The organism is Nitratidesulfovibrio termitidis HI1, from assembly GCF_000504305.1.
GTDB classification, from domain to species: domain Bacteria; phylum Desulfobacterota; class Desulfovibrionia; order Desulfovibrionales; family Desulfovibrionaceae; genus Cupidesulfovibrio; species Cupidesulfovibrio termitidis.
In genome coordinates this window covers 2068921-2085757 of the sequence record NZ_KI632512.1, presented here as the reverse complement: position 1 = coordinate 2085757, position 16837 = coordinate 2068921, and the positions used below count along the sequence as shown (strand labels likewise).

The 16837-nt window shown below is 63.0% G+C and carries 14 protein-coding genes and 3 tRNA genes; 9 read left to right on the top strand and 8 right to left on the bottom strand.

The genetic code is table 11. The annotated features are described in order from the left end of the window. Positions 1-191: 191 nt before the first annotated feature. Both DESTE_RS08595 and DESTE_RS08590 read right to left on the bottom strand, forming a co-directional pair. The gene (locus DESTE_RS08595) at positions 192-980 is read right to left on the bottom strand and encodes a polysaccharide deacetylase family protein (RefSeq protein ID WP_035066891.1); all 789 of its coding nucleotides are present in this window, start codon (positions 978-980) and stop codon (positions 192-194) included. A 37-nt stretch (positions 981-1017) separates the two neighbouring features. Then, positions 1018-1218 (bottom strand): hypothetical protein, encoded by a 201-nt coding sequence (locus DESTE_RS08590; RefSeq protein WP_035066889.1) that lies wholly within the window; start codon positions 1216-1218, stop codon positions 1018-1020. Between the two features lie 537 nt (positions 1219-1755). Between DESTE_RS08590 and DESTE_RS08585 the strand changes: the two genes are divergently transcribed. The 3 genes from DESTE_RS08585 (at position 1756) to DESTE_RS08575 (ending at position 2090) form a co-directional block, all read left to right on the top strand. Further along, a tRNA-Val gene (locus DESTE_RS08585) sits at positions 1756-1831 on the top strand. A gap of 6 nt (positions 1832-1837) precedes the next feature. Continuing rightward, positions 1838-1914: transfer RNA gene (locus DESTE_RS08580), tRNA-Asp, on the top strand. 99 nt (positions 1915-2013) lie between these two features. Next, positions 2014-2090, top strand: a tRNA-Asp gene (locus DESTE_RS08575). A gap of 174 nt (positions 2091-2264) precedes the next feature. Here DESTE_RS08575 and DESTE_RS17965 read toward each other — a convergent pair. The 3 genes from DESTE_RS17965 to DESTE_RS08560 form a co-directional block, all read right to left on the bottom strand. Continuing rightward, complete coding sequence (locus DESTE_RS17965; RefSeq protein WP_156925304.1) at positions 2265-2954, bottom strand: hypothetical protein; 690 nt, start codon at positions 2952-2954, stop codon at positions 2265-2267. After that, on the bottom strand, positions 2951-6070 hold the full coding sequence (locus DESTE_RS17620) for an HsdM family class I SAM-dependent methyltransferase (RefSeq protein ID WP_084559412.1): 3120 nt from the start codon (positions 6068-6070) through the stop codon (positions 2951-2953). Before DESTE_RS17620 ends, DESTE_RS17965 begins: the two co-directional genes overlap by 4 nt. 216 nt (positions 6071-6286) lie before the next feature. Further along, entirely contained in the window at positions 6287-6715 is a 429-nt protein-coding gene (locus tag DESTE_RS08560) for a winged helix-turn-helix transcriptional regulator (protein WP_281172048.1), read from the bottom strand. 213 nt (positions 6716-6928) lie between these two features. Here DESTE_RS08560 and DESTE_RS08555 point away from each other — a divergent pair, with 213 nt between their 5' ends. From DESTE_RS08555 to DESTE_RS08535, 5 genes are all read left to right on the top strand, one after another. Beyond that, a complete protein-coding gene (locus DESTE_RS08555) occupies positions 6929-7783 on the top strand; it encodes an SDR family oxidoreductase (protein ID WP_035066883.1) in 855 nt (284 codons plus the stop codon). A 165-nt stretch (positions 7784-7948) separates the two neighbouring features. Next, positions 7949-8221, top strand: a complete 273-nt coding sequence (locus tag DESTE_RS08550; protein ID WP_035066881.1) for a hypothetical protein — start codon at positions 7949-7951, stop codon at positions 8219-8221. Between the two features lie 107 nt (positions 8222-8328). Further along, entirely contained in the window at positions 8329-9657 is a 1329-nt protein-coding gene (locus DESTE_RS08545) for an AraC family transcriptional regulator (RefSeq protein ID WP_051384395.1), read from the top strand. Positions 9658-10405: 748 nt separating this feature from the next. Continuing rightward, the gene (locus DESTE_RS08540) at positions 10406-12118 is read left to right on the top strand and encodes a SulP family inorganic anion transporter (protein WP_198015346.1); all 1713 of its coding nucleotides are present in this window, start codon (positions 10406-10408) and stop codon (positions 12116-12118) included. Between the two features lie 198 nt (positions 12119-12316). Beyond that, entirely contained in the window at positions 12317-13459 is a 1143-nt protein-coding gene (locus DESTE_RS08535) for a glycosyltransferase (protein WP_051384394.1), read from the top strand. Between the two features lie 127 nt (positions 13460-13586). On the opposite strand, the gene DESTE_RS18390 is transcribed toward DESTE_RS08535, so the two are convergent. From DESTE_RS18390 to DESTE_RS08520, 3 genes are all read right to left on the bottom strand, one after another. Next, positions 13587-14252: an exopolysaccharide biosynthesis polyprenyl glycosylphosphotransferase gene (locus DESTE_RS18390; RefSeq protein WP_245590785.1), complete on the bottom strand. Its 666-nt coding sequence runs from the start codon at positions 14250-14252 to the stop codon at positions 13587-13589. Next, positions 14183-14998 (bottom strand): nucleoside-diphosphate sugar epimerase/dehydratase, encoded by an 816-nt coding sequence (locus DESTE_RS18385; RefSeq protein ID WP_035066878.1) that lies wholly within the window; start codon positions 14996-14998, stop codon positions 14183-14185. Before DESTE_RS18385 ends, DESTE_RS18390 begins: the two co-directional genes overlap by 70 nt. Before the next feature lie 172 nt (positions 14999-15170). Further along, positions 15171-15743 (bottom strand): flavin reductase family protein, encoded by a 573-nt coding sequence (locus DESTE_RS08520; RefSeq protein ID WP_035066875.1) that lies wholly within the window; start codon positions 15741-15743, stop codon positions 15171-15173. A gap of 316 nt (positions 15744-16059) precedes the next feature. Here DESTE_RS08520 and DESTE_RS08515 point away from each other — a divergent pair, with 316 nt between their 5' ends. Beyond that, entirely contained in the window at positions 16060-16809 is a 750-nt protein-coding gene (locus DESTE_RS08515; protein WP_035066872.1) for an ABC transporter substrate-binding protein, read from the top strand. The last annotated feature ends 28 nt before the right edge of the window (positions 16810-16837 follow it).

Sequence of the window (16837 nt, the reverse complement as noted above, 5' to 3'; positions counted from 1 at the left end):
AGGCACGCCGGAGCGGATTGGGCACGCCGGGCGGGCCGGGGGCGGGACAGGACGGGAGGGGGGCTGGCGTTGGCCGGTGGCGGCAGCGGCGGGCTGGTAACGGAGAGCAGGCCGGAGCATGAAGGGCCGTCGCAGGCAGGCCAAGCGCGGGCGGACAGTCGAAAGCGCCAGCGCGCGGCGCGCCCTGCCGATCAGTGCAGGCAGAGCGGGCCGGAAGTTTCCACGTATTCGGACATGGTCACGAAGGTACAGCCCGCTTCGGCCAGACGGTCGATGAGCGCGGGCATGGCCTCCACCGTTTCGCGGTGGTTGTCGTGGAACAGGAAGACGCCGCGCACCCCGCGCACCCCGAAGGATTTGCGCGGCAGCATGGCGAACAGGTCGTGCTTGCGCCAGTCGCGGCTGTCCACCGACCACAGGGCGATGGTCATGCCCTGGGCCGCGGCGGCGTCGATGGTGGCGTTGTCGTAGCGGCCATAGGGCGGGCGCAGGTAGCGCGGCACGATGCCCAGCTTGGCCAGTTCATCGTTGGTGCGGGCTATCTCGCTCAGCTGTTCCACGGGCGCGCGCTGGCGCAGGCTGGTGTGGGAGAAGGTGTGGTTGCCCACCTCGTTGCCTTCAGCCACCAGGCGCTGCATGACGTCGGGGTACAGATGCACGCGCGATCCCACCACGAAGAAGGTGCCTCGCACGCCCTTGTCGCGCAGGATGTTCAGCAGGGCTTCCGTGGTCTGGCCGGGGCCGTCGTCGAAGGTGAGGGCGCACAGGTTGGCGCTGACGCCGCGCTGGGCCAGGGCCAGCCCGTCGAGCACCGAGGGGTCGCGGGCCAGGGCCGGTGCCGGGCGTTGCAGCAGCGCCGCAACCAGCAGGGCGCACAGGAGCAGCAGAAAGCGTGCGGGCAAGGGGCGCACGATAAGGGGGCGGCGCCGACGCTGGTGGCGTGGCGCGTGCAGTGGATGCGCAGTGGTCTGGGCGAGCATGGGGGCTCCCGCTGTGGGGGTGCGGCGTGAAAGCGCGTCAGTTGCTCCGGGGCGACGTGTCGGGCGTCGGCGGGGGGGCGTGAGAGCGTTCATCCGCAAAGCGGGTGCGCAGCCGGGCGGCGTAGGCGGTAGCATCGCGCAGCAGCAGGGTAAGCTGCATGCTGTGGTCGATGGCCGGTTGTATGCAGGTGCGGCAGGGAGAGTTCTCTGCGGCATCGGTATCCGTGGGGTCGAACATGTGCGTACGTCGCACTCCTGAAAAGGACGTTCCGTCTCCGCCGCCGGGCGCTGCAAGAAATCGCCGCGCATGACGACGGTATGCGAGTACCCTTGTATAGAGAGACGGTTCCGCGCGCAAGGATTGTCTGTCCCCGCGTGCGGATTGCGCGCACGGGGCGGGTAGGGATGGCGGGCCGGGAGGGGGGGCTGAAGCACGGAGCAACCGAAACAGGGCAGGCGGAAGGGGAGCAGGGCGCTTGTCGGGCGGCGGTGCCCATTGCGTCAAAGGGGGGGCGTTGGGGATGTGCGGCGACTTCGGTGCGCGCCAGGCATTGGCAGACGGTGTTTTGCGGGCAGGATCGCCTGTTCTGGCTGGCCGCCGCTGGCGGTGCTGGGTGCAGGGGTGGGGCTGGTTTTTGATCTGGCGGATGTGCTTGGTGTGAAGGAATAGTATGTAATTTTAAAATGTTGTGCGCGTAGTTCAAAAAAATGCGCCGCTTCGGGAAAATTCCGTTGACAACTTCGGGGGGGTGAGGATAGACAGTCCTTCCTACGTGGGCAGTTAGCTCAGCTGGGAGAGCACCGCCTTCACACGGCGGGGGTCGCAGGTTCAAGCCCTGCACTGCCCACCACCACGCGGAGCCGTAGTTAAGACGGTTATAACGCCGGCCTGTCACGCCGGAGGCCGAGGGTTCGAGTCCCTTCGGCTCCGCCAGGATCCCAGAGGGGGGAGCGCAAGCTCCCCCTTTTTAAAGCCCGAATTTCCCGACATGGAAGACCGCTTTGCGGTCGGTATCCATGTCCGGGTTTCCGCGGAGCGGTAGTTAAGACGGTTATAACGCCGGCCTGTCACGCCGGAGGCCGAGGGTTCGAGTCCCTTCCGCTCCGCCATTTTTCAAGTCGGGGTATACACCCCCAGAAGAGTCGGTAGTCGTTGAATACAACGACTACCGACTCCTCATTTATTGGGGATATTCACCAACATCCGAAAAGCCCCTTTGCTAGTATTCGTAGATCATAAATATTGAGCAGGAGGAGGGTGGGTCCGCTGATGGGCTAAGCGGGTTAGCCTCTTCCAGCTAGCCCAAGAAAAAGGTGGTGTGTCCGTACGGTGCTGCCCGTGCAATCTTGATGGGTGGATTGAAAGTCGAGAGCCCCCTCAACTCGACAGGCTGAAGGGCAAGATGCGGTCATCTCCTGTGGCGGGGCGTGATTATTGATGGCCGCTTGGACGGCCTTGCAGGCCTGGGGTGTCCGACCGTCCATAACGTAGCCGATCATACCAGCAAAATTCTGCCATGTGGTATATTGGGCATGCGGCGTGGGGTGATCCTTGGAGGGGTGAAGAAAGCGGTGCAGTCCATCTTGCACATAAAGCCGCGCCGACGTGGTGAAGGTGCGTTTCTCACCCTCTGGCCAAAGGCGCTTACATTCGTGGATGTATTCCCTGTTACCACCAAGATCAATGATCAGATCGCAACGGCCAATGGTCTCTCCAGTGCCATCGTCGCCTTTCACCAGTATTGGGACTTGAGGGCGTACGCTCCAAGGAATATCCTTTGCTTGATGAACCCGCTGTATGACATCGGCGACAAGCGTGTTGGTTATAAAATCTTCCCAGTGAGCTTCGGTGAAAAGCACCTTTTTTGCCTCCCAGGCCGCCCCCAACAGTGGTAGAAACTGTTTCATAACGGTATCGGGATGCAAGCGAGGAAAACGCTCAAGCCAGCGACGCGCAATTTCCGCTTCGGTCATGCCGGACTCCTGACGGGTTCCGCAGCCCGCAACAGGTTGTCCAGAACGTGGTCGGCATCCATATGGGCCATACTCGTGAGCCAAAAACGTCGCTGTCTAGGTTTGAACAAAAATATCTTTTCTTTAGAGAACACCATGGCGTAGCGCTGCAAATAAATATTACCCCCGAGAGGGCGCTCTAGGCTTCGCAGTAGGGCTCTGGGTAATTCTTGCAGTCTCACGGCCTCTTGTTGCCGCGTATGCGCAGGCTCGTTTGCATCCTTGATCTGCCGATAGGTCACCTGCACGACAACCACATCGTTGGAATAGCCGAGTGGTCGGGTCTCCACCCTGTCGCCTTCAGCCATGTACGCGCCCAATGCCTCGTTCAAGGCTGCGCAATACGTGTCCCAATGTTTTGATTCGGACGCTTTCCATAATTCCGGGAGGTTGCCGCTTGGCGTGGGTTGGGTGCCTTTGCGCACCAGTTCGAGGCTTTCCCAGATGATTGCGATTTCCTCGGGCCGCAGTCCCAAGTAGGCGAAAATCAGGTTATCCAATTCGCGGACATCCAGTGGCGTAGGAAAGTCATCGTAGGAAGTAAGCGTTGCTCCCTGCTTGGCCTGCGCCTGCTGCATTAGTGCATCCATTTTGGCGATAACGGTCGCGCGGATGGCTTCAGCGCGCTTCGGATCGGGCAAGTCTTCAGGGTTAGGGTAAGGAAGCGCAAGGAGGAGTGAAGGGGTGAACCGAGGCCGATTAACCGCAAGGCCGCAGGCCGCCAGAAACCAAGCAGTAAAGGCGCTATTCAGGAATGCGGTAAGGAATTTCCCTGCAGCGCGGCCTGCATTTGAGTCCGGCACCGTAATGGCCGTTACGCTATTATTAAAGCTGAAGTTCTCTTCGGCGTAGCCCGCGCGTAGCCTGCAGTCGGCACGGAGACTGCATGGCATGACGATATGAGGAGCTGTATATCCTTCTGGGAAGCGTCTTCTGTATACCTGTGTTGTGCCATAGGGTTGCCACGCGGGACTGACGAGCTGAATCCATGGAGTAAAATCTTTTTTTACATCTGCATGGGGAAGACGTAGTAATTCGGCAATAGAAGGTTTTTTGTTTTTTTCTTCTTTTCCCGTGTCTTTTTGAAATCCTAACCCCATTCCCCACTCAGGGCGTATGCCATCGGGGAATCTTTTCCGCGCTTCGTCTGTTTCCAATAAAGGCAGATCCTGCAGGGTAGGCAGGGTGTCCAGGTAGGAAAGCAGGTGCCGTTCCTTTGGGCTGAACCACATCAATCGCTGTGTTGTGGAAACAGAATCACTCGCAAACGCGTGGGAGTGGATAAGATGTTTATCTCCCGGAGCGAGGGTGATGCGGTCTCCTCGTGTCGCGTTCAGGTCAGCTTTGGGGCAAACGTAGACGAATGTATGGGGCTCATTTTTTTTCGCTCGTGTAGCCGTCAGGATACAAGCCGGAAAGTCAGCATCCTTGAATAATACATGCCGCAGATCAGAAATATCCACCAATTTTTCCAAGCGTGCGACATCTAGAAGGTGAGTCAGGCTTTTTGTAACATCGTTGAGGAATAGTCCCGTGGACGGGAGCAGCAGGGCCAGGGTTCCTTCCGGCGATAAGTGAGTCAAGCTTTTCCAGATAAACGGCCAGGAGCGCTCTCCTTGAGATGGCTTTGGGTATTTGTTTTTTCGCACCCACTGTTCGCCTGTGGCTCCGGCATTCTGTTTGGAACCACCCCATGGGGGATTGCCGATGATACAGTCGAATTGTTTCTCGGCTGAATACTCGAAAAAATTGCCCTGAAGCAGCGTTGTACCCAAAATCTCCGGCAGAACTTTTCCCTTGTCCATGAGTGTGCGCAGATCTTTGGGCTCAGCCCGGTGCAGCAGGGCCAGATACAAGGAAAAAGCGCTGATACGCACTGCAGTCGGGTTGATATCTACCCCATACAAGTTCTCTGTGATCAGCTTGAGATCATCCCAAGAGGCTGTGGTGAGATATCCAGCGATGCGCTGGAAAAGGAGAGCGGGAAAGATGCCTGAACCGCAGCTTGGGTCCAAAACCCGAGGCAGCCGACCGGCATCAAGGTGTTTGCGCAACGATTCCCACGCCTGTTCCACGACCAAGGCAGCTAAGCGACGGGGGGTGTAGTAGGCCCCCTGCTCTTTCTTTCCGCCCTCGGAGCCGAGGAAACGGTCATATACTTCACTCAGCAACTCTACAGGAATGTACTCAAAACGGTACAGCCGGAATAACCGTCCCTGTCCGGTGCGGAAGTTGCGCTCACCCTGCAGGAAGTCAGCCAAGATGCTAGCGTGTTTTTCCCACAGCGGATTTTTCTTGAACAGGCCACCATTGAGTTCGCAGTCCAGACGCGTCAACAGACGGCAAAAATCCGAGGGGTAACCACGTAATAGCTCGTGCAACTTACCCACCCGTTCATTACCATAGGCGTGAATATACCCGACCTCAATGATCCCACGATCTTCAAGGTATAAAAGGAACATGGCTTGAAGCAGAACGTCGTGCACACACTCGACAAGTTCTTTGGATGGCTGGTCGGGATTTTTGTCTCTTTCAGCCTTCAAAAGCGTCTCACGCGCACCCTCCAAATCACGAATTAGAGCAGCATCCACTTTGGCTTCAGTATTAAGCCCTCCCTTTATGTTTTCCAGAAAGCGACCAGACTCCAGGCCGGTGATGATGTCTTCAATTTCACCAGCCTGTTCAAGAATTCTCAGAGATGCCTGTAAGGTCGGAGATAGGGCTTCGTGACCGGTATTGAGGGCTTCCCAGCACGCATGAGGTTTGGCATCTAAGGTGTGGATCTCTACTCTGTCGTGAAACAACAGGAGTAAAAAATCTAACTCACCCTGGTTCCACAGGGCGGTATGCAATTCTATCAACCACTCGGCGTTGTGGTGTTGTGGAGGTAGCGCCACAGCAGCGCAGGGGCGACCATCCAAGCAGAAGACACCGGAAGCCCCAGCCTCCAGTGTGTTGCACAAAATTTCGGCATAAGAATGCCCTTTGGCTTGTGTCGCCTCGGTAATCAACTCTCGGCCCACACGTGGGCCGAGCTTCAGGCGTTTAAGCCATTCTTCGGAAAGGGGCATATGCATGGGAAATCCTCTCTGCCCTTTTATCGTAACTAATTAGTTGGCACAACTGTAGCGGCTTGACTAAACAGTTTAGGTGCAGTTCGAGGTAGATATGCATAATATGGTAATTAGATAGATATGTCGCAGGTGGTTGCCCGAATAGGCCTGTTCCGGTGAGCGGCGACGTGCCCGGTGTCAACTTCCGCTTGTCTTCCGGGTGCAGGTCGCTGCGGCTGGTCATCCGTGCCGAATCCGTTCCAGATTCTCTTCTATCCAGTTCGTCAATTGGCGCATCTGTTCGCTGATCTCCCGGCCCAGCGGCGTCAGGCTGTATTCCACGTGGGGCGGCACCACGGGATAGGCGGTGCGCGTGACGAAACCGTCGGCCTCCAGCCATTGCAGGGTCTGTGACAGCATCCGTTCGCTCACCCCGCCGATGCGGCGGCGCAGTTCGCTGAAGCGGTGCGTGCCTTCCAGCAGGGCCACCAGGATCAGGACGCCCCAACGGCTGGTGACATGGGTCAGGATCTGCCGCGATGGACACTTTTCCGCGAACAGGTTGCCGCGCAATACAAGCGCGGCGGGGGGCGTGAGGGCCGCAGGGGCCGCCGAAGCAGGTGCCATGGGTCCGGTGACGGGCGCGGTGCCGTCAGTGGCAGTGGGCATGCCGGGTGCGCCATGTATGCCGGGTGCGCCATGTATGCCGGGTGCTCCATGTATGTCGGACGTGCCGAAACCCGTGGAGTTTCCGGCGGCAGCGGATACGGGGGCAGAGTCATGGACAGCTTTCTTCATACTTACCTTCATGTGCGTACTTACTAAAAGTGCGTGCCGGTCATATATTGGCAACTCCAACCCCGAACGTAAAGGAGTTTGACCATGATTGCCGTAACCGGAGCATCCGGCCAACTGGGCCGATTGGTGATGGAAGGGCTGCTGGCCCGCGTGCCTGCGGAAAACATCGTGGCGGTGGTGCGCAACCCCGCCAGGGTGGCGGACCTGGCTGCCAGGGGCGTGACCGTGCGCATGGCGGACTATGGCAAACCGGAAACGCTGGACGCGGCCTTCGCGGGCGTGGATCGGCTGCTGCTGATTTCCTCCAGCGAGGTGGGCGGGCGCGTGCCGCAGCACCGCAACGTCATCGAGGCCGCCAAACGCGCGGGCGTGGGGCTGGTGGCGTACACCAGCATTCTGCATGCGGACACTACCCCGCTGGGTCTTGGCGCGGAACATCGCGAAACGGAGGCCCTGCTGCGGGCATCCGGCCTGCCGCACGTGCTGCTGCGCAACGGCTGGTACACCGAAAACTACCTGGCCAGCCTGCCCGGCGCGTTGCAGCATGGTGCGTTCGTGGGCAGCGCGGGCGACGGGCGCATCGCCTCTGCCGCACGGGCGGACTATGCCGCCGCAGCCGTGGCCGTGCTGACCGGCGAAGGTCACGCGGGCAAGGTGTATGAACTGGCGGGCGACACCTCCTACACCCTGGCCGAACTGGCCGCCGAGGTCAGCCGCCAGACCGGCAGGCAGATCGGCTATACCAACCTGCCGCAGGCGGAGTACCGCGCCATGCTGGTGGGCGTGGGCCTGCCGGAACCGGTGGCGGACCTGCTGGCCGATTCCGACGCAGGCGCGGCCAGGGGAGGCCTGTTCGACGACGGGCGCCAACTTTCCACGCTGATCGGGCGGCCCACCACGCCGCTGGCCGTGCTGGTGGAGACAGCCTTGAAAAAATAGCGCACGCTTTGTGCCCGTACATACATATGATGCACCGGGGCCGTGGCAAGGATGCCGCAGCCCCGGTGTGTCGTGTGGGCGGATTGCTCCGCGTGGCCCATCCGGTCCTGCCCGTCTGCCGTACCATGGCTGACACTTTCCACCTCTCCTGCTATCTGACGTGCCATGCTCACCCTGCGCTGTGCGGCCTGCCGCCGCAAACTCTGGAAGTACCTGAAGCTCGGCAAGGGCGAAGTGCTGCGCTGCCACAAGGAGCGCATCACCCGCGTGTATGACGCCGAGGAACGCGACGGGCGCATCTGGTGCGTCTGCGGGCAGGCCGTGGGCGTGGACAAGGGCGGGCACTGGGCCATGATCTCGAACGCCTTCACCTATTCCGGCACCAGGATACCAGGCTCTGACCTGCCGGGGCGACATGCCCCGCGCGTGGTGGCCTGACGTGCGGCATCCGCGGTGCTGACGTTTGGTCAATCCCCTGCGCGTTCCTGTCGTGAGCATCGCGGTCGGTACTCATCCGGTATTCCCCTCCGCCTGTGGAGATTCCCATGACGCGTTCTCCGTTCGATATTGCCCTCCGGACCGTCCCCGGAACTGCACCGGCTGCCGCAGCCGCTCCCGCTGCCAGTCCCTCCGCCGCGGACATCACCGGGCAAGGCGCATCCGCGCCGTCGTACACGGGAGTCTTCACGGATTATGCCCCGCCCGGCACGGACACCGCCTTCGGCCTGCCCCGCCCGGAAGGCCTGCCCCTGCGCGAAGACACCCTGCGCCGCTACGAGGCGCGCATCAACCGGGTGATCGACTACATCGCGGCGGACCCGGCGCGCGACTTCACCCTGGACGAACTGGCCGGTGCCGCCCCCTTTTCGCGCTTTCACTTTCACCGCATCTTCTCCGGGCTGGTGGGCGAAACGCTGCACGCGTTCATCCGCCGCCTGCGCATGGACCGCGCGGCCAACATGCTGGCCTTTGCCCCGGCCCTGAGCGTGACGGACGTTGCCATGCACTGCGGGTTTTCCTCGTCGCAGAATTTCGCCCGCGCCTTTCGTGAACGTTTCGGCATGACGCCCAGCGAATACCGCCGCCGCCGTCATTACCAGACCGGTGCGGACCGGGAAGGGGCGCGCTGCCTGCTGGCAGACCCCTTTCGCGCGCACGCGGGGAATGGCAAGGCGCGAAACGCCCCGTCCGGCGGCCCGGTGTACCCACCGTCCATGTGCAACGAGGCAGCCGGGCGCGACGGTGCGACCGGTTCCGTGGCGCAGCATTCGGAGCCCTCCGGTATCCCGGCCCTGCCGGGCACGGTGCCCCTGCATGGGGACATGCCGTGGTTTCCGGGCGGTCCGCCACACGTCCGGCTGGATCCGGACAGCGCAAGGAGCAACGCCATGAACGTGGAAGTTTCGGAAAAGCCCGCCTATCGCGTGGCCTACCTGCGGCACATCGGCCCCTATGCCAGCGAAACCATCGGTCCGGTGTGGGGCCGCCTGATGGCCTGGGCCGGGCAGCGCGATCTGGTACGGCCCGGCGTGCCGGGATTCGGCGTGAGCTGGGACAACCCGGAAGTGACCCCGCCGGAACACTGCCGCTATGACGCCTGCGTCGCCATCGGGCCGGAGGTGGACGCGCTGGAACTGGCCGAGTCGGGCATCAGCGTGCAGACATTGCCCGGCGGGCTGTACGCGGAATACCGCAGCATGATCCCCTGCGACGGGTTCTTCCGGGCCTGGAACGACATGTACACCCAGTGGCTGCCCGCCAGCGGCTGGCAGTGCGATGACCGCCCCGGCTACGAACTGTATCACGACATGCTGGGCTGCCCTCCGGAAGGCCCGTGGGACGTGGGCATCTGCGTGGCGGTGCGGCCGCTGTAGCCGTACAGGGGTTCCACGCCGCCTGTTCGCCTTTTGCGGATCGTCCGCGTCTCCATCGGGCGGGCGTCGGGCGCGCATTGAAGATGCGGGCGGTTTCTGCGACCTTTCGCGATCTGCATCACCGCCTGCCATGCAAGAACCGACCGTGGGCCGATGGCCTGCGGCCGGTTTTTCCGTTTTCGGCCCGTGTGCAGTGGGGCGCCACGAAGTTGTCGTGCCGCAAGCCTGCCTGCATGGGGCTGACTTCTGCGCTCGCAGGCATCCGTCCTGCCAGGCCTTCGCGCCATGCGCGCCCCGCTCAACGGTTCCCGCAAATATCGGGGCACGGTGCCCGTTCCCTGCCGCCTTTGGTGCGGTGGTGTGTATCGTGCGGGCGCACAGTCTTATATAACACATTTCAATATGCTGAAATTAAAATATATAACTGGCTGCTTGCCAATGCCGCGCACCGGGAGTAATGGACCGGGCTTTGGGGTGCATGTTTTACTTACTGCTGAAAATGGCAGCACCGCCGCAGTTTGCGGCGCGCACCCCTGCTGACCTGCGATCCCGTCGGGACAAGGCATCGTGCGGCATGACCGGCGGAACGTAGGCAGTTTTTGCGAGTGAGTACGCGCGTCAATCGGGGCGTGGCGCACTCTTGATCAGGCCGGACGCGGTGGGCTGCCGCATCCGGTTCGTGAATGACGGCGCCACCGGTGCCTGGGGCGCATGCACCACCCCGGCGCGCGCAAGCAAGGGAGCGGCAATGGCTGGTACAGACAACATGGGCGACAGCGCGACATCCTTTCTGCCGCGCACCATCACGGAACTGCGCGCCGGGTATTCGACGCAGAAATTCATCCGCGACCTGCTGGCGGGCCTGACCGTGGGCGTGGTGGCCCTGCCGCTGGCCATGGCCTTCGCCATTGCCTCGGGCACCACCCCGGAACGCGGGCTGTTCACCGCCATCGTGGCCGGGTTCCTCATTTCGCTGCTGGGCGGCAGCCGCTACCAGATCGGCGGGCCCACCGGCGCCTTCGTGATCATCATCTACAACGTCATCTATCGGCACGGGTACGACGGCCTGGTCATCACCACCCTGCTGGCCGGGGCCATGCTGCTGATCTTCGGCCTGTGCCGCATCGGCGCGCTGATCAAGTACATTCCCTACCCGGTCACCACCGGGTTCACGGCGGGCATTGCCGTGCTGATCTTCTCGTCGCAGATGAAGGACTTCTTCGGCCTGCAGATGGAGGTCGTACCTCCTGAATTCTTCGACAAGTGGATGGCCTACGCGGAACACCTGGGCACCATCAACACGCCCACGCTGTGCGTGGCCGGGCTGGCGCTGGCGTGCATCCTGGCCACGCGGCGGTTCATCCCGCGCATTCCCGCCCCGGTGGTGGGGGTTGCGGTGGCTTCCCTTGCCGTGTGGGCGCTGGGGTTGCAGGTGGAAACCATCGGCAGCCGGTTCGGCGGCATTCCGCGTGAACTGCCCAGCTTCGTCTGGCCCACGTTCACCTTTGCCCGCGTGCGCGAACTGTTGCCCGACGCCATGACCATCGCCCTGCTGGCGGGCATCGAATCGCTGCTCTCGTGCGTGGTGGCCGACGGCATGACCGGCGACAAGCACAACTCCAACGTCGAACTGACCGCCCAGGGCGCGGCCAACATCGCCTCGGTGCTGTTCGGCGGCATTCCGGCCACCGGAGCCATCGCACGCACGGTCACCAACATCCGTTCCGGCGGGCAGACCCCGGTGGCGGGCATGGTGCACGCGGCGGTGCTGGTGGCCTTCGTGCTGTTCCTTGCGCCGCTGGCCTCGTTCATCCCGCTGGCCAGCCTGGCCGCCGTGCTGATCATGGTTTCGTGGGACATGAGCGAACTGCACAAGTTCCTGCGCCTGCTGCGCGCGCCCAAGTCCGATGTGGTGGTGATGTGCCTGACCTTCGTGCTGACCGTGGTCATCGACCTGACCGTGGCGGTATACGTGGGCGTGGTGCTGGCCTCGCTGCTGTTCATGCGCCGCATGAGCGAGGTGACCGCCATCTGCTCCTGCGCCATCGACGACAAGCCGGTGATCCAGGGGCGCGAGACGGCGGAACTGGCCGTGCCCGACGGGGTGCAGGTGTACGAGATAGACGGGCCGTTCTTCTTTGGCGTGGCCGACCGCTTCCAGAGCGTGTCGCAGGCGTTGCAGAAGCAGCCGGAGGTGTTCATCCTGCGCATGCGCAAGGCCACCACCGTGGACTCCACCGGGGCCAACGCGCTGGAGGCGTTCTACCGCACCTGCCGTCGCCGGGGCACCGTGCTGCTGCTGTCCGGCGTGCGGCCAGCCGCCCGCAACATGATGCAGCGCTTCGGCACCCTGGACATGATCGGCCGCGAGAACGTGTTCGAGAACGTGGACCGGGCCATCGAACACGCCGTGCGCCTGCTGGCCGACAAGCACGGGGTGGCGCCCACGGTGAAGAAATAGCCCCGGCCGGAATGGTCGGAAGCACGCATGACGACGCCCCGCCGGTGTGTATCGGCGGGGCGTTTCGCGTGGCACGCGGGGCAGGGGCCTGCGGCGCGGGCTCCGGCACAGCCCGTGCTGGACGCTCCCCTGTCGGACGCGCTACAAGGCCATGGTCATGGAACATTCAGGCAATGGCGGCACGCTGACGGAGGCGGGATGAAGGTAGCCATCGTCCATTACTGGCTCGTGGGCATGCGCGGCGGCGAAAAGGTGGTCGAGGCGCTGTGCCGCATGTATCCGCAGGCCGACGTGTTCACCCACGTGGTCGATCGCAGCCGCCTTTCGCGTGAATTGCTGGCGCACGACATCCGCACCACGTTCATCGGGCGCCTGCCCGGCGCGGTGCGGCATTACAAGAAATACCTGCCGCTCATGCCCCTGGCGCTGGAACAGTTGGACCTGCGCGCCTACGATCTGGTCATTTCCAGTGAATCCGGGCCGGCCAAAGGGGTGCTGACCCGCGCGGATACCCTCCATGTCTGCTACTGCCACAGCCCCATGCGCTACCTGTGGGACTTCTATCAGGATTACCTGGATGAGGCGGGATGGTTCATGCGGGGCATGATGCGCCCGTGGTTCCATTACCTGCGCATGTGGGACGCCGTGTCGGCCATGCGGGTGGACCGTTGCGTGGCCAATTCGCGCACGGTGGCGGCGCGCATCCGCAAGCACTGGCGGCGTGACGCGGTCGTCGTGACCCCGCCTGTCGATGTGGACCCCTTTGCGCCAGCCGAGCCTTCGCGCCCAGCGGCGGGGTCACCCTATCTGTGTCTTGGGCAACTCGTGGGCTACAAGCGGGTGGACCTTGCCGTGCGCGCCTGCACCGCCACCAACCGTCCGCTGGTGGTAGCGGGCGAGGGGGAAATGCGTCGTGCACTGGAGGCCATGGCCGGACCCACGGTACGTTTCGTGGGGCGGTTGGACACTGCCGCCATGAGCACCATGTATGCTCAGAGCCGTGCGCTGCTGTTTCCGGGAGAGGAGGATTTCGGCATGGTCCCGGTAGAGGCCATGGCCGCCGGGCGTCCGGTCATCGCCTATGGGCGGGGGGGGGCGCTGGAGACGGTGGTGGACGGCGAGACGGGGATGTTCTTCAGTGAGCAGAGCGTGGATGCACTGATGGCCGCGATGGATCGCTTCGAGCGTGAGGAGCAGCGGTTCGATCCGTTGCGCATCGCCGCGCATGCCCGGAATTTTGGCGAGGAACGGTTCCGGGCGGAGTTCGGCGCGGTGGTGGACGAGTCCCTGCGCGAAATGGCGGGGCCGGGAACGATGCAGCCGCCGGGACGCGGACGGTGAGGCCGTGCCCTGCGCGCGTTGCTGCGCGGGGTGCGTATCCGCCGCACTGCAGGAAGGCCGGGAGCATCCTCCCGGCCTTCCTGCAGTGCGGCATGTTTCAGCGAAGTTTTCCGCGAGGGGGGGCGGCCTAGTACGCCCCGTTGCGCTGCAATACCACCGGCACGGTCTTGGCCAGAATCCAGATGTCGAACCACACCGACCAGTTGCAGATGTAGTAGCGGTCCATTTCCACACGCTGCTGGTAACTGACGTCGTTGCGACCGGAAACCTGCCACAGCCCGGTGATGCCCGGCTTGACGCGGGTGTACAGATCGAACACCTCGCCGTACTTGGCCACCTCGTCCTGCACGATGGGGCGCGGGCCCACAAGGCTCATCTCGCCTCGCAGCACGTTCCACAATTGCGGCAACTCGTCCAGGCTGGTCTTGCGCAGGAAGGCCCCTGCCCGGGTTATCCGGGGGTCGCACTTCAGCTTCTGGTCCCGTTCCCATTCGGCGTTCAATTCGGGATTTGTCGCCAGGCAGTCGTGCAGCACGCATTCGGCGTCCTGGACCATGGTGCGGAACTTCAGGATATGCATCTCGCGGCCATTCTGGCCGATGCGGCGCTGGGTGAAGAGGGGCGCCCCCTTGCTGTCCATGCGTATCCATACGGCAATGGCCAGGATCAGCGGCAGGACCAGTACGGCGGTGCCCAGCGTGAGCAGCAGGTCTATGGCCCGCTTCAGGCGCACCCGGTTGGCGTCCAGCAGGTTCTGGCGCACCAGCAGGCCCAGCAGCCCGCCGATGTCCATGGCGCTGACCCACAGGCGTGCCCCTCCCGTGGAGAAGGGGGCATGATCAGCACGTTGCGGAACCGCGCCGTGGCCTCGACGATGCGGTGGCGCGCCTCTCCTTCGGCGTAGCTGTCGAGCAGCAGCAAGGCATAGGCGTGGGGGTACAGGCGTACTGCCTCATCGTCGCAGGCGCAGCAGCCAAGGCCGCACTCTTCCGCGGATAGGGCCGGATCGCCATCCGGCGGCACACAGGCCACGGGGCGCAGGCCCAGCAGAGGGCGCTCGCGCAGGGTGTGCACCACTTCCCGGGCGGGGGCGCCGCCGCCCAGGATCACGACCGGTGTTCCCCACCATGCGTGACGGGCAAGGCGGGTGCGCAGCCAGTGGCGGCACAGCGGCAGGGCCACGGTGCATCCCAGCCACGCCAGCAGGAAGGCCACACGCGAATAGCGTTCACCCCCTCTGGCGAAGAAGGTGAACGAACCGGCGCACAGAAAGGCCATGGCGGCGCCAAGGGTGAGCTTTTTCAGCTCCTGTGGGGGAGGCAGGGTTATGCCCGAATACAGCCCGAACACCGCGTTGAACACCGGCAGCAGCAGCAGGAAGGGCAGCAGTCGCGGGTAGAACTCCCATTGGATGCCGCTGCCCGCAAGGTCGCGCAGCAGGGCCGCCGTCAGCGTGACGCAGATGATGACGGCGGTATCCGCCAGCGCCAGCAGCAGGGTGGTACGCCAGGGCGCGGCCTGGACCGAGCAGAGTGTCATAGATATCCGGGGGGGGGACATCCGGGGGCATCCGGGCCGGGCCGGTTTGTTCTGAATGTCGTTCCGTTGTCCGTGCGGCGCACGGAGGTCTTGCAACAAAGTGTTTCTATACAGGAAAAGTGCGCGGCGCTGCAACCGGTGCGGCACCGCGCAGTGCAACATTGCCCGGTGCTCAGGAACGCAGCCCCTTGCCCGCGGAGAACGCCTTGGCAAGAAACTCGCCCACGGCGTAGTATTCGCGCGAAACCGGGGCAAACACCACCGGGTCCACCTTGTTGATGTCGGGCAGGCCGTCGTCGCGCAGGCAGGATTCGTCCACCTTCACGTCCATGATCTCGCCGATGAACTGCGTGTGCAGGCCGATCTCTATCTGGTGGATCAGCTTCAGTTCGATGGCCATGGGAAATTCGCCCACATAGGGCGCGTCCACGTGTTCACCCGGCACGGGGGTGAGGCCCAGCGAGGCGAATTTGTCCTCGTTCTCGCCGGAATAGATGCCCGCGTAATCCGCATGGCGCACATAGACGCGCGAGGGGATGGAGATGGTGAACGCCCCGCGTTCGGTGATGGAGCGGTAGGTATAGGTGGCCTTGCGCAACGAAACGGCGATGCTCGGCGGCTGCGAGCAGCAGATGCCCGCCCACGCCGCCGCCATGATGTTGGGGCGGGAATCGCGGTCGTAGGTGCCCACGAGAAAGAGCGGAGTGGGATAGGCAAGGGTGCGCGCACCCAGGGATTTCTTCATGTCCGACCTCGTTTGGGGGTAATGGCGCCGCCCGCGCCGGACAGCGAGGTCCGGGCGCGACTGGGCGCTGGGGGCGAGTTTGGCAGACTTTGCCCCTCGCGGCAAGGCAAGTGACGACGCAATTGTCAAAATCACGCGGGGGGCGCTTGCGCGGGTAGTCCGTTTCTGGTAGCGAAATGAAGAAATTTAGCTTTTCCGGCATGTTCGCATGGCGGTATGCGTGGCCGGGTATGCGTGCCCGGGTTGCGTGTCGGGGACGGGCCCCGCGCGTGGGCGTGGTGAAGCAACGGTTCAACGAACGAGAGGAAGCACAAGCATGTTCAGAATGACCACCCTTGTGGCGGCCCTGGCCCTGGTCCTGGCGCTTGGCGGCGTGGCCTTTGCCGAAAAGACCTACATCAACGGCATCGACGCCAACTACCCCCCCTTCGCCTACGTGGACAAAAGCGGCAAGCCTGCCGGCTTCGACGTGGATTCCATGAACTGGATCGCCAAGAAGATGGGCTTCAAGGTCACCCACCAGCCCATGGACTGGGACGGCATCATCCCCAACCTGCTGGCCAAGAAGATCGACATGGTCTGCTCCGGCATGTCCATCACCGAAGAACGCCGCCAGAAGGTCAACTTCTCGAACCCCTACTGGAACGTGAAGCAGGTCTTCATCGCCAAGAAGGGCTCCACCCTCAACGCCGACCAGATCCTGAAGGGCAAGGTGAAGCTGGGCGTGCAGCGCGGCACCTCCGAGGCCGAAGCCCTGCAGAAGGACAAGGAAGCCAAGGGCTACGGCTATGACCTGCGCTTCTACGATTCCGCCCCGCTGGCCATCGAGGACGTGCTGAACGGCCGCATCGAAGCCGCCACCATGGACAACCTGCCCGCCGACGACGCCGCCGCCAAGGGCAAGGCCATCCAGGTCGTGGGTCTGTACGGCGACCCCGAAGACTTCGGCGTGGCCACCCGCAAGGAAGACGCCGAACTGCTGAAGCTGATCAACGACGGCTACAAGCTGCTCATGGCCGACCCCTACTGGGAACAGCTGAAGCAGAAGCACCTGGCCAAGAAGTAATCCGGCCTGGGGCGCCGGGCGCTGCCGC